The organism is Enterobacter sp. 940_PEND, assembly GCF_001059415.1.
Lineage (GTDB): Bacteria > Pseudomonadota > Gammaproteobacteria > Enterobacterales > Enterobacteriaceae > Enterobacter > Enterobacter cloacae_M.
On record NZ_JUMS01000128.1, the window covers coordinates 1 to 22,318 of the forward strand.

Consider the following 22,318-nt stretch of genomic DNA (forward strand, 5'->3'; position numbering starts at 1 on the left):
ACCCGCTACGGGGGAGACTTACCCGAAATCTGATTTATTCAACAAAGCCCAGTACAGCAGGTAAATTAGCTGGTAAGAATGAAACTGAAATTACAGCAATGTTAGATCAGCAATATAAAAGCCGTGCGACTAAGTACAAAACTATGGTTGATGAAATGCTTGCTGAAACAGACCGTTTAAAACAAGCACAAAATATTGCCGCAATTGCCAGTGATCCGAATGCCACACCAGAGGCTAAGGCCAAAGCAGCAGCAGCGGGTAAGACGTGGACAGGTGACACAGCAAGTCAGGGATTAGGGTACAAGAACCCGTTGGACTTCTCACCAGATCCAACACAGGTACAGCAAGTAAGTACTGAACAGCAAGAGAACCAGGATGGGGCTAAAGCTCTATACGATGCCAAAGTAATTGGATTCCAGGAGTACCAGGATCAGCTAACAGCGATTCAGGCCAACGCCGATATCAAACGTGGGCGATTAACCGCAGACGCACTATCAAACACTTTAGGTATGTGGGCTACTGGTGCGGGTGATGTAGGAACTATCATGGCTGGCGTGTTCGGAGAGTCCTCGGCAGCGGCTAAGGCAGCTTTTGCCGTAAGTAAAGGTATTGCCATTGCTCAGGCAGTGATCAACATCCAACAGGGCATATCCGAGGCTATCAAACTTGGTTGGCCTATGGGGATCGCCGCAGGTCTACAGGTAGCCGCACAGGGTGCTCAACTGGTCAGTACTATCAAAGGTACAACTATTCAGGGTCAAGCCCATGATGGTTGGGATTCACTACCAAGTACTGGTACTTACAATCTTGAAAAAGGTGAACGTGTAGTAGGTAAATCATTGAACCAGGATCTAACTAAGTATCTAAGCAATCAAGATAGCGGTGGTACTGGTGATATTAAAATTGACGCACCGTTAATTATTAATAGTAATGGTCAGATTTCCGATGCTGATTTTCAAAAGATGTGTGATAAACACGCCGATACTATTGTACAGGCAACACGTAAATCTCAGAAGAATAACGTATAAATATCATATAGCCCACATGGATTGTGGGCTAACTTTTAAAGGAATAATAATATGTTAAATAACGCTCTTATCAGTGAGTTCATGTTAACGGACAATATACCGCAATATCAAAACCAGACATGGACAGGTGAAACTATTACACGTGTTGTAGGTTCGCAGTACTTCACCCTTAGTTTTAAAGTAACTCTAAACAAGATGAACCGTACTGAACTTGCTAACTTCTATGCTCTTTATGGTCAAGGTAGACCGTTTGATATATCTCTTGGTTGGTGGTCAGATTATAACGGTACTCAGGCATCACAAGTACAGGCAACCGCAGCAAGGGCAGCAGGGGCAACATCAGTTGCCGTTAATGCTAATACACTTGAAGTTGGTACTGTAGTTCAGTTTACCGGACACAAGAAACTATATCGAATCATAGCCAACACAGGTAACGTGATTACTATCTTCCCTAGATTAATCAAAAACATCCAACTTGGGGAAGTAATGAAATATGACAATATTCAAGGTTCATTTATTCTTACACCACAAAACGCAGCATACCAGATGCCAAGTACAAACATTATGGAAGTGACAATAAACGCAACCGAAAACATCAGAGGTTAATTTATGTCAATTCCAAGTAATGTATTAACTAATGCGGATCTTATCGCGTACTGGAATCTTACACGTGGTGATAATAAAACCGTTCTAACAGAAAAAGAACTCTATCAATGTGGGGTTATGGTTAAGTTGATTGATATTCTTCCAGCAACTGGAAGTAACATATATCTAACTGATGCTATAGCCGATCAGAACTATAATGGAATTAGTTATAAGTCCGTACCTGATTTTCTTGATTCATCTTTTTCTAACTATGTAGAAAAGAACCAAATTAATAATAACGGTACTTCTTTGAAAGTAAGTAATGTAAGCCAGGATTATCTATCTATGGCGTTACGTGGATTGTGGAATGATGCCAAAGTTAATATCTGGATGGGAATTGTTAACCCAGCTACAGGGGGTATTCTATATGCCTATCGTATGTTTAGTGGTTACATTGATTACTTTAGTTCTGACTTTAACAACACAGCAGGTAATACCACAAATGAAACAACAGTAAATCTAAATTCATTGTGGAAGAAGTTAGACCAAACACAACGCCTGTTATCCAGTACATCAGTACACCAATCATTACACACTGGTGATAAGTTTTTTGACCTAATCGGAATACTAAATAGTTCAGAGCAATTCTGGAAGAGTAGCAAGAAATAATGAAAAACGGATTTATAACAGAGTACCTAAGTGGTTTAGTTGGTGAACCTTTAGTGTACGGTACTAATGATTGTCATATCATGGTGCTAACAGTAATAGATATGATCACAGGTAGTAATTACCGTGATGAAATCTACCAGAAATACACAACACCAACAGCAGGTAGAAAATACGCAAAAGCAAACTGTAGTTATTCTACTCTACATCTATTGTGTAAAGAAAACGGCGAATTAGTAACTGAACCACTTGATGGGGATATCATCATTTCGTCAGGTCACAGTACAGTTTATTGGCGTGGGAAAGTAGTAATTTTATCAGAAGATAAATCTAACTATATCGTTTCTCAATATATCCCAAATGAAAAAGACAAAATATACAGATTTAAAGGGGAATAACTATGGCAGTAGCAGCAGTTGCCGTAGCTATTATCGCAGGGGCATCAGCGGCGGCAGCAGCATACGCAGCAGGTTTAGCTTTAGCAGCAGTAGTAGCTATAGGTATTGGTACAGCAGCACTATCTTACATTAGTTCATCACAGATGATGAATGTAGGCCAAAAGGGGGTAACGTATCCGAGTACGGGTAGTAACAATGCCCGATCAACATCACCAAGTACTGGTATTCCAATTTCATACGGTGGTTCTAACCGTAACGCAACAGAAGTAGCCTATAACAAATTAGGTTCTATTGTGGTTTGGCAGAATGTTTACAATGGTACATCAAATCAGTTATGTACTATTCACGCTATTAGTATTGGTGAAATTGGTCAGGTTCCAGGAGAACAATCACAAGGCGTAATTAAGCAAATCTATTTTGATAATGCTCCGGTACTGCTTGATGGTGCGTATATCACCACAGAAGGCCAAGTACCTACATCAATGATGATAGAGAAGTACCGCAAATACCTACAGATTGAAGTACGTTTTGGTAAACCGTCATACGGTGGTTCTATGACGCTTGCCCGTCAATATGGCGGCAGTCAATGGAATGATAATATGCGTGGTGATGGTCTTGTACAGATCTGTACTGTAATCAAGAAAACCAACGACTCATTGATTGATGGGATTCTAACGAACCAGAACTATACACTATCGGTAGAAATGCGTGGACGTATGATCTATGACTTAACTGATAATGTGCGTAAACCTTCAAGTAATCCACCAAGCCAATTATATGACTTTATAACTAATACAGAATTTGGTTTTGGTTTGAATCCGAATGATATTGATATGACAAGTTTCCGTAATATGGCTAACTATTGTGCTAATAACCATTTTTATTCAAATGGAAATATTCAGTACGATAAATCATTTAAGGAAAACATTGAAAATATTCTACAGACATTTGGTGGTGTACTATATGAATCAAATGGTATGTACTATCTAACGGTAGATGCTCCAGATATTCCAAGTGTACATTTTGATGAAACGAATATTCTTGGTAGTGTGAATATCACAACGGGTTCTAAGTCTGATTATTTTAATACAATGGACAGTACTTATACAAACCCAGGTAATGACTATTCACAAGATATTATCCGTTATCCAAGTGATGCTATTAGTAACGCATCCATTGCTAAAGATGGTTATATTATCAAGAAAGATTTAAACTATCTATGGGTACAGGATAAAGATCAGCTTGCTATTCTTAGTAACATTGAATTGCTTAAATCTAAGTACATTACGAACACGATTACTTTCAATACCTATGTAACAGATTTGAAAGTATATGATGTGTTTACAATTGATTTTTCTGAAGCAGGTTTTAGTAATAACAAATATCGCGTAATTCAACGTACTGTACCAATGACTGTTGATAAAGCGGGTATTATTCAGATTACAGCAATTTCGTATGATGATGGTATCTATCAAGGAAAAGATCCGGGGCAATTCCCACAGGATGGATTGACCAATCTACCTAACCCAACATATGTACAACCGCCAACGAATCTACAGGCTCAACGCTTAGGGGCAACCGCATCAGGTAATACAGTACTGTTAACATGGGATTTATCACAGGATACAACTGTACGTGGTTATAAGATTCGTTATAAACGCAGTGATTCCAGTGTTTGGATCAGCATTGGTAACGTAGGGCAGTACTCTACGAGTTTTGAGATATTAAATCTTCTATATGGTGTACAGTACGATTTTGCTATTGAGGCTTATAACACATTAGGTTATTCATCAGATTTAGTAGCTATCTATAATCAAACACCACAAGTTATTTTCGCATTGCCGAAGATTACTAACCTTGATATGGTGAATGATGATGTGGGTTTAAACCAGACTTATGCTCAAGATTTTATTTTCCGTTGGGATGATCAGGCTAACTTAGCCGTAAATGGTAAAACCTTTGCCGATTTCTTCAAATACTATGAAATCCGTGTATATGACCGCTATCGTAATTACATCACGTCATATTACACCACTACAAGCAATTGGACGTACTCATATTCAATGAATACCAGTGATGGCCTAAGCCGTTACCGTGTGTTTGGGATCATCGCTCATGGTTGGGGTACTGGTATCTATAGTGAAGAAGTTCAGATTGAAGTTAGTAACCCACAGCATCCACAGTTGTTTGGTATCAATTTGAAGAGTGGTTATGATTCCGTGTTCATTGACTGGACAGAATCAAACGTACCTGATTATGCGGGGGTAGTTCTTCAAATCGCACTTGATGAGGGCTTTAGCTCAGGTTCTAAGTACTTTAGCAGTGCTAACCGCTATTCAGCATCGTTTGGTATTGAAGATGGCTCATGGTTCGCACGTGTGGCAGCCTATGACGTGTTCGGACAGGATGAATTGGTATGGTCGCCTACTATCGGTTTTAACCAAAACACGAAAGTACCGTACAGTAAATTGAACGAAGACGTTATTGATAGCCTACTTAACAGTGATACGGCTACTGGCATTGTTGAGAAACAGATCGTAGACGAACTTGGTTCACGCTGGCAGCTACAGGTATCAAACAACGGTAACGTAACGGGCATTGCCTTAGCAGCAGATGAAAAAACATCGGTGTTTACCGTCATGGCGGATCGCTTTAGCATCATCAGTACAGACAGTGCCAAGCTATCAGACAGGGTATATCCGTTTGTGGTTCAGGGTGGTAAGACTTATATCAACTCAGCGGTGATAGCATCAGCGAGCATCAATGAGGCTATGATAAATAACCTTTCCGTTTCCCGTGCGAAAATTCAGGATGCCGCAATAGACAATACGAAAATCGCCAATGCCGCAATCCGTAACGCCCACATTATGGACGGCGTGATCGACTCAGCGAAGATTAGCCAGCAGATACAATCCAGTAATTGGGATGGTGTGAATGGTTGGGCTATCAATAAAAATGGTAATGCCTGGTTTGGTAACGTATCTGTACGTGGAAATATACAGGCAACATCTGGTGTACTGAATAACGTTACTATCAATGAAAACTGTAACATTCTTGGTACTCTAAGTGCCGCACGTATCGTTGGTGATATTTGCCGTCCACAATCAACTGGTATCAACCCTGTACCGTTTATCTTTGGCTCTAAGACTGTATCAGGTGGGCAGGCCGCATTAAATCCAGTAGCTAACCAACACTATATAGCATTGCGTATACGTGGTGAAGATTTTCCACGTTATTTTGATAGTGATTTATCAATTGGTTTAACCTCATATGAACGTCAATACTTCTATATTCGTATGGGTGGTGATGGAATCGGTTTAACTAATCTCTATTATTATGATGCTGGTAACGGTGGTAGTTCTACATCTTTCAGATTGAATTCTATATATGTTCCGCCTGTAGGTCGTGGAAACTGGAATTATATCTATGTGATGTGTACAACTTCACGTAGTGGTATTGCTTCACTTAATGTTCCTGCTAACTGGTCATCATTCTTATATCGTGCTGGTGATCAGCCTTTATATAATGCGTAATAAATACTATTACCAAAATATAAAATAGGGAAGTACTAAATGGGTATGGGAACAATTCTTGCTTTGGTTATTAGTGGTTTAGTGCTGATATATACTATTTTCCGTGACAATACAAAAGATACTAATGACTTACTAAGTCGTGTATCTGATATTGAAACTACCATTGCGGTACAAGATAGTAACATTACACGTCTAAGCGACGAACAAGACAAGATGAAAGAAACCTTGCGAAATCTTGAAATTCAAATTCACGAATTGGATATCAAACTTGAAAGGATTATTACTATTCTTGAACAATCAAAGCAGTAACAAAAAAAAGGGATAGTATCAATTACGGTACTATCCCTTTTTCTTATTTGTTGGTTAATTGTGCGATCATCGCATTAACTCTATTTGGTGTCTGACGATACCATAAACTATCTTTCGCTTGTTTAATTGCTTCGGGGTAGTTGGCATCACGTAGTGCCTCAATCATCTTTTTAAACTTCATCGTTCCAGATAGGCCAAGTTGAAAAATCATGATGATCATGAAGTCTTGCCAATCTTTAGGCATGGTTAGGTTTAGTTTACTTAGCTGGCTTGTTGCTATGGCTATATCTTTATCAAGTAGTCGAAGTGCTTCAATCTCAGTAATACCGTTAGTGAAGTTTTCATTTGGTAGTACTTTATGCCCGAATCCTACAGTTAAGAATCCTTCTGTATCTTTATACGGGTAGTACTTGTCATTGCGAAAGTATCCCATACGTGTTTGATATGCTCGTGAACCCTCATATTCTATTAATCGTGTTTTTAAATCCATCTTCATAAATACCTTTAGTTAATTTTAAAAAGGTATTTACTAATGGCAGGACGCATTAATAAGAATTGGGAAATGTTCGATAAAGACCAATGGAATATTTCAGACGTAACAGACGGCAACTATACATCTTTTGTTTACATCATAGAGTTTCCAGAAACAGGTGAATTCTATTATGGAAAGAAAATGATTTATCAAAAAGTTAAAAGCATAGATAAACTAAAAGTTAATTCTGTAGAATCTAACTGGAAAAACTACACAGGTAGTAGTAAGACAGTGAATGCTATGATTGATGCTGGCATGGATTATACAAAGAAGATTTTGTATTGTGTTAAATCAGACGCAGAAGCAAGCATTATTGAAACGGCGTTGATTTCGTACTTTGGTTTACATCCAGACAACCTAAACAAAGCAATTCTATGCAAAGCACGTTTACCAAAGAACAGACGTGATTTATTCAATGTATTACAAGATTTAGTAGCGATGTTGGGGAATAGGTAATATGGCATGGAAGGGTGGCAATAGTCCTAATGATATGAAGCGATTCATAAACAAGAACAGCCCAAAGATAGGACAAGAATTTAAAAAAGAATTAAGTAGCCGTATGCGTATAGTTACACAGCACATTCAAAGAAAAATTGATAATGATGTAGCGGGTGGTGGTGTCGCGTTTACTGGAAAGAGTATGTACTTTAACTTTAGAAAGATAAGTGAGTTCAAGTCAGTTAACCAGATCATCCTACTACCTAATCAAGCATCATATCTAAAGTACGTTCTTGATCCGGCATATAAGAATGTTAATGAAGGGAAGATCATACCGTATCAGAATGCTAAGTTAACTAAGCAAGGTAACATTACACAACTACGTTCAAGAACCAAGAGTGATAAATACAAAAAGGTGAAGAGTAGGAACGGTAACACGTACTTAATCGACACTACCAAGAAATCCTCTAAACGTAATCCTAAACTGGCACGTGAACAAAGGGTGATTGGTTATTATGGTTCCGTTGGTAGAAAACCATTGTTTGATTTCTATGATGAAACCGAGAAGCAAGTAATAGAACAATTAAGAACATTACGCGGTACGTTTGATTACCGTTGGAGGAAGTAAGATGGATAACTTAGAAAATTTCCCATGTTATGATCATTCTGTACTAACAGATTTTTCTTTTCAGACAATCCAACCAGTAAGTGTAACATTACCATATGATAAAGCACTATCTGGTAGTAAGCTCATAAAAAAGAAAGTAGATAAAACAAAAGGTGATTTAGTCGTATATAGTTTTCATCATCATACAACACCTAAAGTAAATGAGGATGATGTATTGATGGTTGAACTAATGAAAGAACAAGTAGAAGTAAAGGTACTATTATCTTACAACCACATCTTTAAAGGTCATCGCGTAGTTTCTTGTGTTTGCCAAATACAAGGATAACATATGTTAAGTATTATCATTGACCTTATCAAAAGCGGTATAAGTCTTATCAGTAAGAACAAAACCGAAGTTGCTAAGTCAAAAGACGAACTTGAAACAGAAAAAACAAGTGAAGCACAGGAAACAAACCGTGAAGAGATCAAGGCTGGAAAAGGCTGGAGATCATTTTTAGGTTATGCGTGTACTGGTATTCTTGTTTATAACTATATCTTAGTACCTATCTTAGATTACTTTGGTATCGTTTTATTCTCATTCCCACTATCTGACATTATCAGAATCATCATTTTGTTACTTAGTGGTAACTAATTAGAAAGCCCTTTATGGGGCTTTTTTTTAAATTAAGTGGAGTAAAATTCATAATGATTACAATCTAATTATTAAACATTGATAGTCGGTAATGCTTTTGATATGTATATTGCCATTTTTCAGTATGTCTCTTGATAACACATAGACTATGCTGATAATCTAAAAAAGTACAAATGAGCTTCGAGGCTATTATGAAAAATGAAAATGATGTATCCAAAGAAGAGATATTAAGTACAATAGTGGCACAAGCAAAAGAGTACGCAGCGATCGACTTTGAACAACTTGAATGAGATGGTGTCATTAAAAAAGTTAGGGGAGGTTATCTGGTTGTCAAGCATAGTAAACTACCTGATGCGGCTAGAAAGTTAATGAAATCACTTAAGTCTACGAAAGATGGTGTACAAATGATTATCAGTAAGCCTCCAAAGTCTTTTCTTGATTTAGGGAAGTGATTATGTAGGCCTCTTAACCGAGGCCATTTTCATTTGGGAGTATTTATATTAATCATGACGTTTTGCTGATTAGCATAAAGTTTTATATCGTTATCATGAAAAGCTATCGTCAATTCTAAACTTTCTGTTTCTTTTAAATTTAATGACTGCCTGATTTCTTTCTGATTGGTTTGGACTATCTCAGAGTAATAGTCTACCATTCTTTGAATATACATTAATCTACTTACGTCATGGAAACTATCACCATTAGTCATAGTTCCAAATAGTTGATAAACAGTTCCATCTTCCATTTGCATAGCATAGTTACAATGAGCATTTCGTAATGCCATGCGTTGTTTAGTATCTAAATTATGTCCTGTGATACCTTTCACTCTAAAGTGCTCTATAGATTCAGGAAGATACTTATGAATTTTTTTTATCAGATTTTCATTTACCCAAACATCAGAATATCCTCTTCCATGAGGCATAATGTCTATGAAAATGACGGCGTTTTCAAAAAACATACAAAATAAAACAGGACCTGTTCGCTTAAAGAATCCATTTTTAAAAGGTTCTTCAGAAAGATGTATGTGATGAATATTCCAAGAGTTTAATAGTAGGTCGTTGTAAATATATTTTGTTGTACTCAATGAAAGATGCGGATTTATTGTTAACCCAAGGGTAAGTTTCCTCTTGATGGATTCATATGCCTTTTCTGTTCCTTCAGGTACTTGAATTCCTGGTAGTTCGATTACTAATCTTCTTTTATCGCTTGGTATTCTTCTTTGTAAGGCGAAAACAGCTTTTAAATTTTCAATTGTTGTTAAGCTATCATCATATTGAAAACTAAACTGAGCTAACTGTTCATCAATATAAGTTCTCATTCCATTTTCAGGTGTGAATTTTATCATATCGAACATCTCTGTTTCAGTTTCACGCTGTAATTTTTTCTACTGAAAAGTACTGGTTTACTACATCAGCAATTCCATTTTCCGTATTGTTACCTATTACTAAATCAGCACACGCTTTCACTTCATCAACAGCGTTACCCATAGCAACACCCAAGCCAGCAGTCTCCAACATACTTAGATCGTTGAAATTATCGCCAAAGGCTATTACCTGGCTCATAGATAAACCTTGTGATTCTACCCATTGTGCCAGGCGTTTACCCTTACTGTTTCCGGCTTGTGCTATGTCTACTTGGTCGTGCCAAGACCATTCACAAGCAAGGCCAAGCTCACGCTCTACGATCTGACCAAAGCGATGTAGTTTTTCAGTATCAGAATCAGTAAGGGCGAATTTCCATATAGCATCAACATTTTGAGAGGCTTCACTCAGAGAGGGTACTTGTTTGAATACTGGACGTTGTGACTCTGGAAGAGATTTAGCCCAATTTTCTGTACGGATAATATGCCCCGTTGGATTTTGATAAAACATGGCATCATCGGCATACATCAGACTATGAACATTGTAACTATCAAGTAGGTTTACTAATTGAGTAGCTTGTTCTGGTTGTAATGGGTCTGAGGCAATAACTCTTTTTTCGGCGTAATCGTACAATAAAGCACCGTTACAACATATAGCTGGTGTATTCAGTGCTAATGCCTGATAAAAAGGATGGATGGCTACAAAGTGCCGTCCGGTAACTATGACAACCTTTGCCCCTGATTTACGGGCATTCTGTAGGGCAGTTAATGAGGCTGGTAAAATAGTTTTTTCTGGCGTCAATAAAGTGCCGTCCAGATCAAGGGCGATTACCTGATAGTCCATGTAGTGATTCACCTGATTTTGGTATGTAGTTTTTCCGATAGTACACCGCTTTGCGGCTACGACGAAACAAGGTGAAGAGAGTCTTGTTGAGCACTGGAACAACGTTGGATACTGGCGTATTGCCCTGGATTGGTGAAAATGTTGTAATAAGCGTCACACACTCAAATAAGTGCCATTACAACAAATTGCAGGTGTATCTAACGCCAGTGCCTGATAAAAAGGGTGAATGGCAACGTGATGTCGACCCGTTACGATAAGGAGTTGATATCCCGCTTCCTGCGCGCGTTTTAGCGCCTCAAGGGAGGAGGGGAGGAGGGTTTTTTGCGGCGTCAGTAAGGTACCGTCTAAATCCAGAGCAATCACACGCGAGGTCATCTGTTTTCCCGGGTTAATATTGAATTTACGTTTTGATGGGATGGTACACCGAGAGGCGAACGCTTCAAAACTCCTGTCGACAATTCAGCATTCACCGTCAAAAGTTAACTACTTTCATGCGCAGTGAGGAGTGAATATTCATGAAACAAACCGTTTATACCGCCAGTCCTGAAAGCCAGCAGATCCACGTCTGGCGTTTAAATACCGAAGGGACACTCACGCTGGTTCAGGTTGTAGATGTGCCAGGCCAGGTACAGCCGATGGTCATCAGCCCGGATAAACGTTTCTTGTACGTGGGTGTGCGCCCGGAGTTCCGCGTGCTGGCCTATCGCATTTCTCCGGACGATGGCGCGCTGACGTACACTGCCGAAGCCCCGTTGCCGGGCAGCCCAACCCATATCTCGACCGATCGTAAAGGCAACTTTGTCTTCAGCGGCTCTTATAATGCGGGCTGCGTCAGCGTAACGCGTCTGGAAGAGGGCATTCCGGTCGAAACCGTGGATGTGGTGGAAGGGCTTGAAGGCTGCCACTCGGCGAATATCTCTCCGGATAACCGCACGCTGTGGGTGCCTGCGCTGAAGCAGGATCGTATCTGCCTGTTCACCCTGAGCGACGATGGTCACCTGGTGGCGCAGAATCCTGCCGAAGTGACTACCGTTGAAGGTGCCGGCCCGCGCCATATGGTCTTCCATCCGAACCAGCAGTACGCCTATGTGGTTAATGAACTGAACAGCTCGGTGGACGTATGGGAGCTGAAAGATCCTAACGGCCAGATCGAGTGCGTGCAGACGCTGGACATGATGCCGTCTGATTTCTCCGATACCCGCTGGGCGGCGGATATCCACATTACGCCAAATGGTCGCCATCTGTACGCCTGTGACCGTACCTCCAGCCTGATTACCGTGTTTAGCGTCTCTGAAGACGGCAGCGTGCTGGCGATTGAAGGGTTCCAGCCAACGGAAACCCAGCCGCGCGGCTTTAATATCGATCACAGCGGTAAATACCTGATTGCGGCGGGGCAGAAATCCCACCACATCGCGCTGTATGAAATTAAAGGCGAGCAGGGGCTATTGGAAGAGAAAGGACGTTACGCCGTAGGCCAGGGGCCAATGTGGGTCGTGGTCAACGCTCACTAAGCGGCTAAAAACAAAAAACCTCGCGAATGCGAGGTTTTTTTATGCCCGGTAGAACGGCGTTTACCGGGCCTGCGGGCTATGTAGGCCCGGTAAGGCGAAGCCACCACCCGGCAAAACAGCTTACTGCTTCGGCTCAGCAACCACTTTGCTACCCAGACCGCGGTTGTTGTACTCCCACATGCGGTTGAAGTTAGCGTCGTTCAGGTTACGCTGCACGTTCCCTTTATCGTCCACCGCACCGGTATTGCCGGAGAACGGACGTTTGGAGATTGCCGCATCCGCCCACGGCTTCGCCATGTTGAAGCCTTCGTTGATCACGCTGTCACGGATCACAACCTGACCGTTGGTCGCGGCGTCCACGTCCAGGGAGCGTCCCAGCTGCGCCACGCCGTCACCGGCAGCGTTAAAGCGGCTGTTCACGGCCAGGAAGCCGAAGAAGAGGTTCGACTGGGTTGCCGGAGCAAACACGTAACCTTCCTGCTGAGTGCGTGAGTTCACCACGCGGAAATCGGTGTTATCAAATACCACCGCGCCGCGGCCGGACACCAGATCCACATCACCTTCAACGTAGCTGTTGGTCACCAGAGTACGGGTCAGACGGTTATTCTGCAGCGTGTTCTGTACACCGCTGTTGGTCACGAAGAAGGTGTTCTGACGACCCAGAATGTTGACGTTGTTAATCTGCACTTTATCGCCATCGCTGCGCAGCGCGACGGCCTGGTGGTTACCGGCGTCAACGCTGTCACCCAGGGTATTCTGGATGGTCAGGTTCTGCAACTGCAGACCGTTATTCTGGGACCAGAACACCGCAGAACACATTACGCCAATGGTGGCGGCACGCTTGCTCTGGCAGTTATCAAACATGTACCACGCCGGTTTACCTGGCATATATTTACCGGCCGGGTTCACCAGGTGACGCCAGGTGTTGCTGTCGATTTCGGAATCAATCGCCAGGCCAATTTTTACGTCGATCGCTTTTTCGCCCAGACCGTAAAGCGTAATGCTGCCCGGTGCCGCCGGAACATACACGGTGCCTTCATATTCACCTGGCAGGATCGCGATGTACTGGCGAGACGCGCTGTGTTTCGTGATGGCAGCATCTACCGCAGCCTGAATCGAGGTATGCGTTACGCCCTGCGCACCCGCCGGGCCAACCACGAAGTCAGGCTGTTTCGGCAGGTTAATCGAGGACGGGGTCCACGGCGCAGCGTTAGGATCCATCGCCGAGAAGTAGTGCGCACGATCGAAGTTCTTCGCTTCATCAGCGGACAAAATCGGGCGGGAGGCGGTACCGGGCGCAACCTGCTCAGAAGGGCGCTGATCCGGTGGTGTTGAACTGCATGCGGATAAGGTCACGCCAAAGGCGAGTGCTAACGCCAGACGGGAAATCCTGGAAATGTTCAAGGTAGAGCTCCTGGGTATGCAAGTCTTAAACGGGATAGACGAAATAGCCTGCTTTTTTATACTAAGTTGAGCGAAACGGGAAGATAAAAAGGGTAAAAGTTGCATTTTTAGCCCCGGAGCGGCAGGTAAGTGATCACAAATAAATAACATTTTCAGTCAAGGCGGTTGACAGTAGACGGTGGATGCAAATAAATGTCTATACAACCTAAGACAAGTGGAATGCCCCATGCAGCAGATTCATCCCGACGATGTAATATGGCGAAATGCGCGACTGGCTACGATGGCTCCGGACGTACCTGCGCCTTATGGACTGAAAGAGCAACACGCCCTGGTCGTGCGCGGCCACACTATTCTGGCCGCGATCCCTGAATCTGACATTCCTTCCGGACACCGTCACTGTGTCGATCTTCAGGGACGTCTGGTCACGCCTGGCCTGATTGACTGCCACACCCACCTGGTATTTGGTGGCGACCGCGCGGCGGAGTGGGAGCAGCGTCTGAACGGCGTCTCTTATCAAACCATCAGCGCCCAGGGGGGCGGGATTAACGCGACCGTGACGGCGACGCGCAGCAGTTCAGCCGAAACCTTGCTGAAACTGGCGCAGCAGCGGCTCCAGCGTCTCATGAATGAAGGCGTGACGACCGTTGAAATCAAATCGGGATACGGGCTCAACGCCGAGGCCGAAGAGAAAATGCTGCAGGTTGCCCGCCAGCTGGGCCTCAATAATCCGATCGATATCAGCCCAACGCTGCTGGCGGCCCATGCGGTTCCGCCGGAATACCGGCAGGATCCTGATGCGTACCTCACGCTGGTCTGTGAGCAGATACTGCCCACGCTGTGGCAAAAAGAGTTATATGAAGCAGTCGACGTGTTTTGTGAAAACGTCGGCTTTACCCCGTCGCAAACCGAACGCCTCTTCAAGGCCGCCGCCGCGCTGGGTATCCCGGTGAAAGGGCATGTCGAACAGCTGTCGAATCAGGGCGGCGCGGCGCTGGTCAGCCAGTATAAGGGCCTTTCCGCCGACCATATTGAGTATCTCGACGACGCAGGCGTTCAGGCGATGGCGCAAAGCGGCACGGTTGCCGTCCTGTTGCCGGGCGCGTTCTATTTTCTGCAGGAGCGCCAGCGTCCGCCGGTGGAACAGCTCAGAAAACAGGGCGTGCCGATGGCGGTCGCCACCGACTATAACCCCGGCACCAGCCCATTTGCGAGCCTGCACCTGGCGATGAACATGGCCTGCGTCCAGTTTGGCCTGACGCCCGAGGAAGCCTGGGCTGGCGTCACGCGCCATGCCGCGCAGGCGCTGGGCCGTGGCGCAACCCACGGGCAGCTGCGGGCAGGGTTTGTCGCCGATTTTATCGTCTGGGATGCTCATCATCCGGTAGAGATGGTCTACGAGCCGGGACGCAACCCGCTGTATCAACGTATTTTCCGTGGGGAGGCAGTATGAAGTTATGGCGGCCTGTAGCCGAAACCGTCTGGCAGGGGCGCGATGACAGCGCCGAGGCCAGCAGCGCAAAGCGCATTTTTCAGACGATAAAGCAGCAGGGGCAGTTCACGCCGCTTTCATCCGGCATTGCGCTGATAGGTTTTGAATGTGATGAAGGGGTAAAACGCAATCAGGGCAGGCCCGGCGCCGTGCAGGCACCGGATATGCTGCGAAAAGCGCTGGCAAATATGGCAAGCCATCAGGGACATGACCGGCTGGCGGATATGGGCTCGGTGTACGTTGAAGGCCACGAGCTGGAAGCGGCACAGCAGGCGTTAAGCGATGCCGTCACGGCCTGTCAGCAGTCCGGGATGCGCACGCTGGTGTTTGGCGGCGGGCACGAAACCGCGTGGGCGCACGGTCGCGGCGTGCTGGACGCCTTCCCGAGCGAGCGGGTTGTCATTATCAACCTTGATGCCCATCTCGATCTGCGCAAGGCCGACCGGGCCACATCCGGCACCCCGTTTCGCCAGCTGGCGCGCTACTGCGATGAGCGCGGGCGGGAATTTCACTACGCCTGCCTTGGCGTGAGCCGGGCGGCGAACACGCAGGCTTTGTGGGATGAGGCCGAACGCCTGAACGTCACGCTGGTGGAAGATCTCCATTTCAGGCGCGATGCGCTATCCGCCCTGGAAAGGGTGCTGGCGCAGGCCGAACGTATCTATCTGACGATCGATCTGGACGTCCTGCCCGCCAGCGAAATGCCTGCCGTGTCCGCACCGGCTGCGTTAGGCATACCGGCGCTGGATCTTCTCCCGGTTATCGAACAAATCTGCCGCAGCGGTAAGCTACAGGCCGCCGATCTGGTAGAGTTTAACCCGCAGTACGATCGGGACGGGCAGGGCGCTAAGCTCGCCGCCCGCCTGGCCTGGCAAATTGCTCACTGGTGGGCATAACACTATTCAAGGAGTCACGATGTTTTCACGCTCACCTCTGCCGCAGTCGAGCCCTCCCGCGCCTTTCTATGAAAAGGTGAAGCAGGCAATTAGCGAAAAAATCGCTACCGGCGTCTGGCGCCCGCACGATCGCATTCCTTCGGAGGCCGAGCTGGTGGCACAGTTTGGTTTTAGCCGGATGACCGTCAACCGGGCGCTGCGCGAGCTGACCGACGAAGGGCTTCTGGTGCGCCTACAGGGCGTGGGGACGTTTGTGGCGGAACCGAAAGGACAGTCGGCGCTGTTTGAAATCCGCAGCATTGCGGACGAGATAGCCGCGCGTAATCATCAGCACCGCTGTGAGGTGCTGGTGCTCGAAGAGACCCAGGCCAGCGCCGAGCAGGCCACAGAGCTTAACGTCAAGGAGGGAAGCCGCATCTTCCACTCCGTGATGGTGCATTTCGAAAACGACATTCCGGTGCAGATTGAAGATCGCTGCGTTAACGCTGAGCGGATACCGGACTATCTGAACCAGGATTACACCCAGACCACGCCGCATGCCTATCTCTCGCTCGTCGCACCGCTGACTGAAGGGGAGCACATTGTGGAGGCCGTGCGCGCCACGCCGCAGGAGTGCGAAAGGCTGCGCATTAAAGAGCACGATCCGTGCCTGCTGATCCGCCGCCGTACCTGGTCCTCGTCGCACATTGTGTCGCATGCCCGGCTGCTTTTCCCGGGGAATCGCTACCGGCTGCAGGGCCACTTCATGTCATAAGTTTTATAAGCGTGATCGCTAACGCAATATAACAAAATTGTATCTTTTTTGTTAAATCTGACCTTGTGTGTGCTTGTCTATACAAGTATATCTAAATGCATCATCTGTCCCCTATGAGGAGCACACAATGTCGTCAGGTAAATACCGCCAGCAGGACGTCCGCGCCGCGCGCGGCACCACGCTTACCGCCAAAAGCTGGCTCACCGAAGCCCCGCTGCGCATGTTGATGAACAACCTCGACCCTGAGGTGGCGGAGAACCCCCACGAGCTGGTGGTCTACGGCGGCATAGGCCGCGCCGCGCGCAACTGGGAATGCTATGACGCAATTGTAAAATCCCTGACCGAACTCGAACACGACGAAACCCTGCTGGTGCAGTCCGGCAAGCCGGTTGGCGTGTTCAAAACGCACAAAAACGCGCCGCGCGTGCTGATCGCTAACTCTAACCTCGTGCCGCACTGGGCCACCTGGGAACACTTCAACGAACTGGACGCAAAAGGACTGGCGATGTATGGCCAGATGACCGCGGGGAGCTGGATCTACATCGGCAGCCAGGGGATCGTGCAGGGCACCTACGAAACCTTCGTGGAAGCCGGTCGCCAGCACTACAACGGCTCACTGAAAGGCCGCTGGGTATTGACCGCGGGTCTCGGCGGCATGGGCGGCGCGCAGCCGCTGGCCGCCACGCTTGCCGGCGCATGCTCGCTCAACATTGAGTGCCAGCAGAGCCGCATTGATTTCCGTCTGCGCACCCGCTACGTCGATGAGCAGGCAACCGATCTGGACGATGCGCTGGCGCGCATCAAAAAATACACCTCCGAAGGCAAAGCGGTGTCGATTGCCCTGTGCGGCAACGCGGCGGACATTCTTCCTAAACTCGTCGCCCGCGGCGTGCGCCCGGATCTGGTCACCGACCAGACCAGCGCCCATGACCCGCTGCACGGCTATCTGCCAAAAGGCTGGTCGTGGGAAGAATATCAGCAAAAAGCGGAGACCGACCCGGAAGGTACGGTGCTTGCCGCGAAACGCTCTATGGCGGAACACGTCTCAGCGATGCTGGCCTTCAGCCAGATGGGCATTCCGACCTTTGACTACGGTAACAACATCCGCCAGATGGCGAAAGAGATGGGCGTGAATAACGCCTTTGACTTCCCGGGCTTCGTTCCTGCCTATATTCGCCCGCTGTTCTGCCGCGGCATCGGTCCGTTCCGCTGGGTTGCCCTGTCCGGTGACCCGGAGGATATCTACAAAACCGACGCCAAAGTGAAGGAGATCGTCGCTGATGACGAACATCTTCACCACTGGCTGGACATGGCCCGCGAGCGCATTAACTTCCAGGGCCTGCCGGCGCGTATCTGCTGGGTAGGGCTGGAGTGGCGTCAAAAACTCGGCCTCGCCTTCAACGAAATGGTGCGCAGCGGTGAGGTTTCCGCGCCGATCGTCATCGGCCGCGACCACCTGGACTCCGGCTCCGTCGCCAGCCCGAACCGCGAAACCGAAGCCATGCGCGACGGCTCGGATGCGGTCTCCGACTGGCCGTTGCTGAACGCTCTGCTGAATACCGCCAGCGGCGCGACCTGGGTGTCGCTGCACCACGGCGGCGGCGTGGGGATGGGCTTCTCCCAGCATTCCGGGATGGTCATCGTCTGCGACGGAACCGATGAAGCCGCCGCGCGTATCGCTCGCGTACTGCACAACGACCCGGCAACCGGCGTGATGCGTCACGCGGATGCGGGTTACGAAATTGCCATTGACTGTGCCAAAGAGCAGGGCCTTAACCTGCCGATGATCCCTGCCACACAAGGAAAGCATTAATGAACGCATTAACACTCACTCCCGGCTCGCTGACGCTCAAGCAGCTGCGTAACGTCTGGCGCAAGCCGGTCACCCTTTCGCTGGATGCAAGTGCCCATGCCGCCATTAACGACAGCGTCGCCTGCGTCGAAGCCATCGTTGCCGAAGGGCGCACCGCCTACGGGATTAACACCGGCTTTGGCCTGCTGGCGCAGACCCGCATCGCGACACACGATCTGGAAAACTTACAGCGTTCGCTGGTGCTGTCACACGCGGCGGGCGTGGGTCAGCCGCTGGATGATGAGATTGTCCGTCTGATGATGGTGCTCAAAATCAACAGCCTGGCCCGCGGCTTCTCCGGCATTCGACTGAGCGTGATTCAGGCGCTGATGGCGCTGGTCAATGCGGAAGTCTATCCGTGGATCCCGGCAAAAGGTTCCGTCGGTGCCTCCGGCGATCTTGCGCCGCTGGCGCACATGTCGCTGCTGCTGCTGGGGGAAGGCAAAGCGCGCTGGCAGGGCGAGTGGCTTCCTGCGAAAGAGGCGCTGAAAAAAGCCGGGTTAAACCCGATCACCCTGGCGGCGAAAGAGGGGCTGGCGCTGCTGAACGGCACGCAGGCATCGACCGCTTTCGCGCTGCGCGGCCTGTTTGAAGCGGAAGATCTGTTTGCCTCAGCGGTGGTGTGCGGTGCGCTGACCACCGAAGCCGTGCTGGGCTCGCGTCGCCCGTTTGATGCCCGCATCCACGAGGTGCGCGGTCAGCGCGGGCAGATTGATGTCGCCGCGATGTACCGTCACGTGCTTACCGACACCAGCGAGATCGCGGATTCACACCACAACTGTGAAAAGGTGCAGGATCCCTATTCCCTGCGCTGCCAGCCGCAGGTGATGGGCGCGTGCCTGACGCAGCTGCGCCAGGCGGCAGAAGTGCTGCTGGTGGAGGCCAACGCGGTGTCCGATAACCCGCTGGTGTTCGCCCAGGAAAACGAGGTGGTCTCCGGGGGCAACTTCCATGCCGAGCCGGTGGCAATGGCGGCGGATAATATCGCCCTGGCGATTGCCGAAGTCGGCGCGTTGTCCGAGCGCCGCATCGCGCTGATGATGGATAAACATATGTCCCAGCTGCCGCCGTTCCTGGTGCGTAACGGCGGGGTCAACTCGGGCTTTATGATTGCCCAGGTGACCGCGGCGGCGCTGGCGAGCGAGAACAAAGCCCTGTCGCACCCGCACAGCGTGGACAGCCTGCCAACGTCAGCGAACCAGGAAGATCACGTTTCGATGGCGCCGGCTGCCGGGCGTCGTCTGTGGGAAATGGCCTCCAACACCCGCGGCGTGCTGGCGGTGGAGTGGCTGGCGGCATGTCAGGGTGTCGATCTGCGTGAAGGGCTAAAATCCAGCCCGCTGCTGGAGCAGGCGCGTCATGTGCTGCGCGAGCACGTATCGCACTACGATGACGACCGCTTTTTTGCGCCGGATATTGATAAGGCGATGCAGCTTCTGGAAGAGGGAAGCCTTGTAGGACTGTTACCTTCGGTGCTGTGATTTTTTGCCCTCACCCTCTCCCACAGGGAGAGGGAATTGCCCGGTTTTCACCCTCTCCCTGTGGGAGAGGGCCGGGGTGAGGGCATCAGCCCGCACTATTATGAATACATCGCCGTAATCGACGCGCTGCCCAGCGAATGGAAATGCACGTTAAACCCTACCATCGCGCCGCTCGCCCCTTCATCGACCTCAATCTTCTCCACATCCAGCGCGTGCACCGTGAAGATATAGCGGTGGGTTTCCCCTTTTGGCGGCGCCGCGCCGCCGTAGCCCGCTTTACCAAAATCGGTGCGCGTCTGAATGGCACCTTCAGGCAGGGCAACCAGGTCTGAACCTGAACCCTGCGGCAGGACGCGCGTGTCGGCAGGCAGGTTCGCCACAATCCAGTGCCACCAGCCGGAGCCGGTCGGCGCATCCGGGTCGTAGCAGGTCACGACAAAGCTTTTTGTTCCGGCCGGAACCTCGTCCCACGCCAGGTGCGGGGAGATATTGTCTCCCTGATAGCCCATGCCGTTGAATACGTGGCGTTCCGGTAGTTTTTCACCGTCGCGCAGATCTTTACTGATGATTTTCATACGGTTTACCCTCGTTGATCGCTCGTTCAGCAAGTGTAATGCATAGGGTTACATCGTGAAATGCGCGGGAATGTTAACGGCTGTTACAACCGCGTCGGTTAATTTACGCAGCTGCTCTGGCGTAATGCTGTACGGCGGCATCAGGTAGATAAGCTTGCCGAAAGGCCGCACCCAGACGCCCTGCTCAACGAAGAAGCGCTGCAGCGCCGCCATATTCACCGGATGGGTGGTTTCAATCACGCCGATGGCGCCCAGCACGCGCACGTCTGCCACGAAATTTGCGCCAGAGGCGGCGCTCAGCTCCTCTTTCAGCTGCGCCTCAATCGCCGCCACCTGCGTCCGCCACTCGCCGCTCTCCAGAATGGCGAGGCTTTCACTCGCTACCGCACAGGCCAGCGGGTTGCCCATAAACGTCGGGCCGTGCATAAAGCAGCCGGCCTCGCCGTCGCTGATGGTGTCGGCCACCTGGCGGGTCGTGAGCGTGGCGGAGAGCGTCATGGTGCCGCCGGTCAGCGCCTTGCCCAGACACAGTATATCCGGCGCAATGCCCGCATGTTCGCAGGCAAACAGCCTGCCGGTGCGGCCAAAGCCGGTGGCGATCTCATCGGCAATCAGCAGAATGCCCTCGCGGTCGCACATCTTGCGAATACGCCTCAGCCATTCCGGATGGTACATCCGCATTCCGCCTGCGCCCTGCACAATCGGCTCCAGGATCACGGCGGCGATTTCATGGCGATGCGCCGCCATCAGCCGCGCGAAGCCGACCATGTCCATCTCGTTCCACTCGCCGTCGAAACGGCTCTGCGGGGCAGGGGCAAACAGGTTTTCCGGCAGATAGCCCTTCCACAGGCTGTGCATGGAGTTGTCCGGATCGCACACCGACATCGCCCCGAAGGTATCCCCGTGATAGCCGTTGCGGAAGGTGAGGAAGCGCTGGCGCGTTTCACCCTTCGCGTGCCAGTACTGCAGCGCCATTTTCATCGCCACTTCCACCGCCACGGAGCCGGAATCGGCCAGGAACACGCACTCCAGCGATTCAGGCGTCATCGCCACCAGGCGACGGCATAAATCCACCGCGGGCTGATGGGTGATTCCGCCAAACATCACATGCGACATCTGGTCAATCTGCGCCTTCATCGCCGCATTCAGGCGCGGGTGGTTGTACCCGTGAATGGCCGCCCACCACGAAGACATCCCGTCAACGAGCTGTTCGCCGCTGGCGAGGTGCAGCTCGCAGCCGTGGGCCGAGGCCACCGGATAAACGGGAAGAGGGCGGGTAGTGGAAGTGTAAGGGTGCCAGATATGCTGCTTGTCGAAGGCGAGATCGTCCTGGGTCATAATCGACTTGTAAACCATTTTGAAAAGTTTTAGGTTTACGAGTATAGACCGAACCGAAAATTAACAAAA

The 22,318-nt window shown here is 48.7% G+C and carries 21 protein-coding genes and 2 pseudogenes; 16 read left to right on the top strand and 7 right to left on the bottom strand.

The annotated features are described in order from the left end of the window. The 6 genes and pseudogenes from ADJ24_RS25305 to ADJ24_RS18940 form a co-directional block, all read left to right on the top strand. Positions 1 to 1,028 (top strand): annotated as a pseudogene (locus ADJ24_RS25305) (hypothetical protein); the annotation flags it as partial. Positions 1,029 to 1,079: 51 nt separating this feature from the next. After that, on the top strand, positions 1,080 to 1,634 hold the full coding sequence (locus tag ADJ24_RS18930; RefSeq protein ID WP_023310833.1) for a hypothetical protein: 555 nt from the start codon (positions 1,080 to 1,082) through the stop codon (positions 1,632 to 1,634). A gap of 3 nt (positions 1,635 to 1,637) precedes the next feature. Further along, complete coding sequence (locus tag ADJ24_RS25165; protein ID WP_023310834.1) at positions 1,638 to 2,282, top strand: hypothetical protein; 645 nt, start codon at positions 1,638 to 1,640, stop codon at positions 2,280 to 2,282. After that, the gene (locus ADJ24_RS25170; protein WP_125387053.1) at positions 2,282 to 2,677 is read left to right on the top strand and encodes a DUF6950 family protein; all 396 of its coding nucleotides are present in this window, start codon (positions 2,282 to 2,284) and stop codon (positions 2,675 to 2,677) included. Before ADJ24_RS25165 ends, ADJ24_RS25170 begins: the two co-directional genes overlap by 1 nt. A gap of 2 nt (positions 2,678 to 2,679) precedes the next feature. Next, on the top strand, positions 2,680 to 6,210 hold the full coding sequence (locus tag ADJ24_RS18935; RefSeq protein ID WP_023310835.1) for a phage tail tip fiber protein: 3,531 nt from the start codon (positions 2,680 to 2,682) through the stop codon (positions 6,208 to 6,210). A gap of 39 nt (positions 6,211 to 6,249) precedes the next feature. Beyond that, complete coding sequence (locus tag ADJ24_RS18940) at positions 6,250 to 6,519, top strand: hypothetical protein (protein WP_023292983.1); 270 nt, start codon at positions 6,250 to 6,252, stop codon at positions 6,517 to 6,519. Positions 6,520 to 6,562: 43 nt separating this feature from the next. Here ADJ24_RS18940 and ADJ24_RS18945 read toward each other — a convergent pair whose 3' ends face one another. Continuing rightward, positions 6,563 to 7,015 (bottom strand): glycoside hydrolase family protein, encoded by a 453-nt coding sequence (locus tag ADJ24_RS18945; protein WP_023292982.1) that lies wholly within the window; start codon positions 7,013 to 7,015, stop codon positions 6,563 to 6,565. A 36-nt stretch (positions 7,016 to 7,051) separates the two neighbouring features. Here ADJ24_RS18945 and ADJ24_RS18950 point away from each other — a divergent pair, with 36 nt between their 5' ends. From ADJ24_RS18950 to ADJ24_RS18960, 4 genes are read left to right on the top strand one after another with little or no spacing between them, the layout of a single operon-like run. Continuing rightward, a complete protein-coding gene (locus ADJ24_RS18950; protein ID WP_023292981.1) occupies positions 7,052 to 7,507 on the top strand; it encodes a hypothetical protein in 456 nt (151 codons plus the stop codon). Position 7,508: 1 nt separating this feature from the next. After that, positions 7,509 to 8,117 (top strand): hypothetical protein, encoded by a 609-nt coding sequence (locus ADJ24_RS18955; protein WP_023292980.1) that lies wholly within the window; start codon positions 7,509 to 7,511, stop codon positions 8,115 to 8,117. Between the two features lies 1 nt (position 8,118). After that, positions 8,119 to 8,442 (top strand): hypothetical protein, encoded by a 324-nt coding sequence (locus ADJ24_RS25175; protein WP_049222753.1) that lies wholly within the window; start codon positions 8,119 to 8,121, stop codon positions 8,440 to 8,442. Between the two features lie 3 nt (positions 8,443 to 8,445). Continuing rightward, positions 8,446 to 8,748, top strand: a complete 303-nt coding sequence (locus ADJ24_RS18960) for a hypothetical protein (protein ID WP_023292979.1) — start codon at positions 8,446 to 8,448, stop codon at positions 8,746 to 8,748. Between the two features lie 481 nt (positions 8,749 to 9,229). Here ADJ24_RS18960 and ADJ24_RS18965 read toward each other — a convergent pair whose 3' ends face one another. From ADJ24_RS18965 to ADJ24_RS24560, 3 genes and pseudogenes are all read right to left on the bottom strand, one after another. Further along, a complete protein-coding gene (locus ADJ24_RS18965) occupies positions 9,230 to 10,090 on the bottom strand; it encodes a hypothetical protein (RefSeq protein WP_023292977.1) in 861 nt (286 codons plus the stop codon). A 22-nt stretch (positions 10,091 to 10,112) separates the two neighbouring features. Beyond that, a complete protein-coding gene (locus tag ADJ24_RS18970; protein WP_023292976.1) occupies positions 10,113 to 10,949 on the bottom strand; it encodes a pyridoxal phosphatase in 837 nt (278 codons plus the stop codon). 162 nt (positions 10,950 to 11,111) lie between these two features. Then, positions 11,112 to 11,324 (bottom strand): annotated as a pseudogene (locus ADJ24_RS24560) (HAD-IIB family hydrolase); the annotation flags it as partial. A gap of 140 nt (positions 11,325 to 11,464) precedes the next feature. On the opposite strand from ADJ24_RS24560, the gene pgl reads away from it, so the two are divergent. Beyond that, complete coding sequence (pgl, locus tag ADJ24_RS18975; protein WP_023310837.1) at positions 11,465 to 12,460, top strand: 6-phosphogluconolactonase; 996 nt, start codon at positions 11,465 to 11,467, stop codon at positions 12,458 to 12,460. Between the two features lie 120 nt (positions 12,461 to 12,580). On the opposite strand, the gene ADJ24_RS18980 is transcribed toward pgl, so the two are convergent. Further along, a complete protein-coding gene (locus ADJ24_RS18980; protein WP_023310838.1) occupies positions 12,581 to 13,864 on the bottom strand; it encodes a putative acyl-CoA thioester hydrolase in 1,284 nt (427 codons plus the stop codon). 226 nt (positions 13,865 to 14,090) lie between these two features. Here ADJ24_RS18980 and hutI point away from each other — a divergent pair, with 226 nt between their 5' ends. From hutI to hutH, 5 genes are all read left to right on the top strand, one after another. Next, positions 14,091 to 15,314, top strand: coding sequence for an imidazolonepropionase (gene hutI, locus ADJ24_RS18985; protein WP_023310839.1), 1,224 nt, complete (start codon positions 14,091 to 14,093; stop codon positions 15,312 to 15,314). Beyond that, on the top strand, positions 15,311 to 16,249 hold the full coding sequence (hutG, locus tag ADJ24_RS18990) for a formimidoylglutamase (protein ID WP_048703381.1): 939 nt from the start codon (positions 15,311 to 15,313) through the stop codon (positions 16,247 to 16,249). Before hutI ends, hutG begins: the two co-directional genes overlap by 4 nt. Before the next feature lie 19 nt (positions 16,250 to 16,268). After that, a complete protein-coding gene (locus ADJ24_RS18995) occupies positions 16,269 to 17,003 on the top strand; it encodes a histidine utilization repressor (protein WP_023310841.1) in 735 nt (244 codons plus the stop codon). A gap of 127 nt (positions 17,004 to 17,130) precedes the next feature. Continuing rightward, the gene (hutU, locus tag ADJ24_RS19000) at positions 17,131 to 18,816 is read left to right on the top strand and encodes a urocanate hydratase (RefSeq protein ID WP_023310842.1); all 1,686 of its coding nucleotides are present in this window, start codon (positions 17,131 to 17,133) and stop codon (positions 18,814 to 18,816) included. Then, on the top strand, positions 18,816 to 20,336 hold the full coding sequence (gene hutH / locus ADJ24_RS19005; RefSeq protein ID WP_023310843.1) for a histidine ammonia-lyase: 1,521 nt from the start codon (positions 18,816 to 18,818) through the stop codon (positions 20,334 to 20,336). Before hutU ends, hutH begins: the two co-directional genes overlap by 1 nt. Before the next feature lie 98 nt (positions 20,337 to 20,434). On the opposite strand, the gene ADJ24_RS19010 is transcribed toward hutH, so the two are convergent. Then, entirely contained in the window at positions 20,435 to 20,911 is a 477-nt protein-coding gene (locus tag ADJ24_RS19010) for a kinase inhibitor (protein WP_008501131.1), read from the bottom strand. A 48-nt stretch (positions 20,912 to 20,959) separates the two neighbouring features. Then, on the bottom strand, positions 20,960 to 22,249 hold the full coding sequence (gene bioA, locus ADJ24_RS19015; protein WP_074177255.1) for an adenosylmethionine--8-amino-7-oxononanoate transaminase: 1,290 nt from the start codon (positions 22,247 to 22,249) through the stop codon (positions 20,960 to 20,962). Between the last annotated feature and the right edge of the window lie 69 nt (positions 22,250 to 22,318).

Bases quoted from the DNA above. Each gene is read 5' to 3' on its own strand.
- ADJ24_RS18970 (WP_023292976.1), bottom strand. From the start codon at position 10,949: ATGGACTATCAGGTAATCGCCCTTGATCTGGACGGCACTTTATTGACG.
- ADJ24_RS25175 (WP_049222753.1), top strand. From the start codon at position 8,119: ATGGATAACTTAGAAAATTTCCCATGTTATGATCATTCTGTACTAACA.
- ADJ24_RS18965 (WP_023292977.1), bottom strand. From the start codon at position 10,090: ATGATAAAATTCACACCTGAAAATGGAATGAGAACTTATATTGATGAA.
- hutU (WP_023310842.1), top strand. From the start codon at position 17,131: ATGTCGTCAGGTAAATACCGCCAGCAGGACGTCCGCGCCGCGCGCGGC.
- hutH (WP_023310843.1), top strand. From the start codon at position 18,816: ATGAACGCATTAACACTCACTCCCGGCTCGCTGACGCTCAAGCAGCTG.
- ADJ24_RS18960 (WP_023292979.1), top strand. From the start codon at position 8,446: ATGTTAAGTATTATCATTGACCTTATCAAAAGCGGTATAAGTCTTATC.
- ADJ24_RS18950 (WP_023292981.1), top strand. From the start codon at position 7,052: ATGGCAGGACGCATTAATAAGAATTGGGAAATGTTCGATAAAGACCAA.
- ADJ24_RS18955 (WP_023292980.1), top strand. From the start codon at position 7,509: ATGGCATGGAAGGGTGGCAATAGTCCTAATGATATGAAGCGATTCATA.
- bioA (WP_074177255.1), bottom strand. From the start codon at position 22,249: ATGACCCAGGACGATCTCGCCTTCGACAAGCAGCATATCTGGCACCCT.
- pgl (WP_023310837.1), top strand. From the start codon at position 11,465: ATGAAACAAACCGTTTATACCGCCAGTCCTGAAAGCCAGCAGATCCAC.
- ADJ24_RS18945 (WP_023292982.1), bottom strand. From the start codon at position 7,015: ATGAAGATGGATTTAAAAACACGATTAATAGAATATGAGGGTTCACGA.
- ADJ24_RS25165 (WP_023310834.1), top strand. From the start codon at position 1,638: ATGTCAATTCCAAGTAATGTATTAACTAATGCGGATCTTATCGCGTAC.
- hutG (WP_048703381.1), top strand. From the start codon at position 15,311: ATGAAGTTATGGCGGCCTGTAGCCGAAACCGTCTGGCAGGGGCGCGAT.
- ADJ24_RS18940 (WP_023292983.1), top strand. From the start codon at position 6,250: ATGGGTATGGGAACAATTCTTGCTTTGGTTATTAGTGGTTTAGTGCTG.
- ADJ24_RS25170 (WP_125387053.1), top strand. From the start codon at position 2,282: ATGAAAAACGGATTTATAACAGAGTACCTAAGTGGTTTAGTTGGTGAA.
- ADJ24_RS18995 (WP_023310841.1), top strand. From the start codon at position 16,269: ATGTTTTCACGCTCACCTCTGCCGCAGTCGAGCCCTCCCGCGCCTTTC.
- ADJ24_RS19010 (WP_008501131.1), bottom strand. From the start codon at position 20,911: ATGAAAATCATCAGTAAAGATCTGCGCGACGGTGAAAAACTACCGGAA.
- hutI (WP_023310839.1), top strand. From the start codon at position 14,091: ATGCAGCAGATTCATCCCGACGATGTAATATGGCGAAATGCGCGACTG.
- ADJ24_RS18930 (WP_023310833.1), top strand. From the start codon at position 1,080: ATGTTAAATAACGCTCTTATCAGTGAGTTCATGTTAACGGACAATATA.
- ADJ24_RS18935 (WP_023310835.1), top strand. From the start codon at position 2,680: ATGGCAGTAGCAGCAGTTGCCGTAGCTATTATCGCAGGGGCATCAGCG.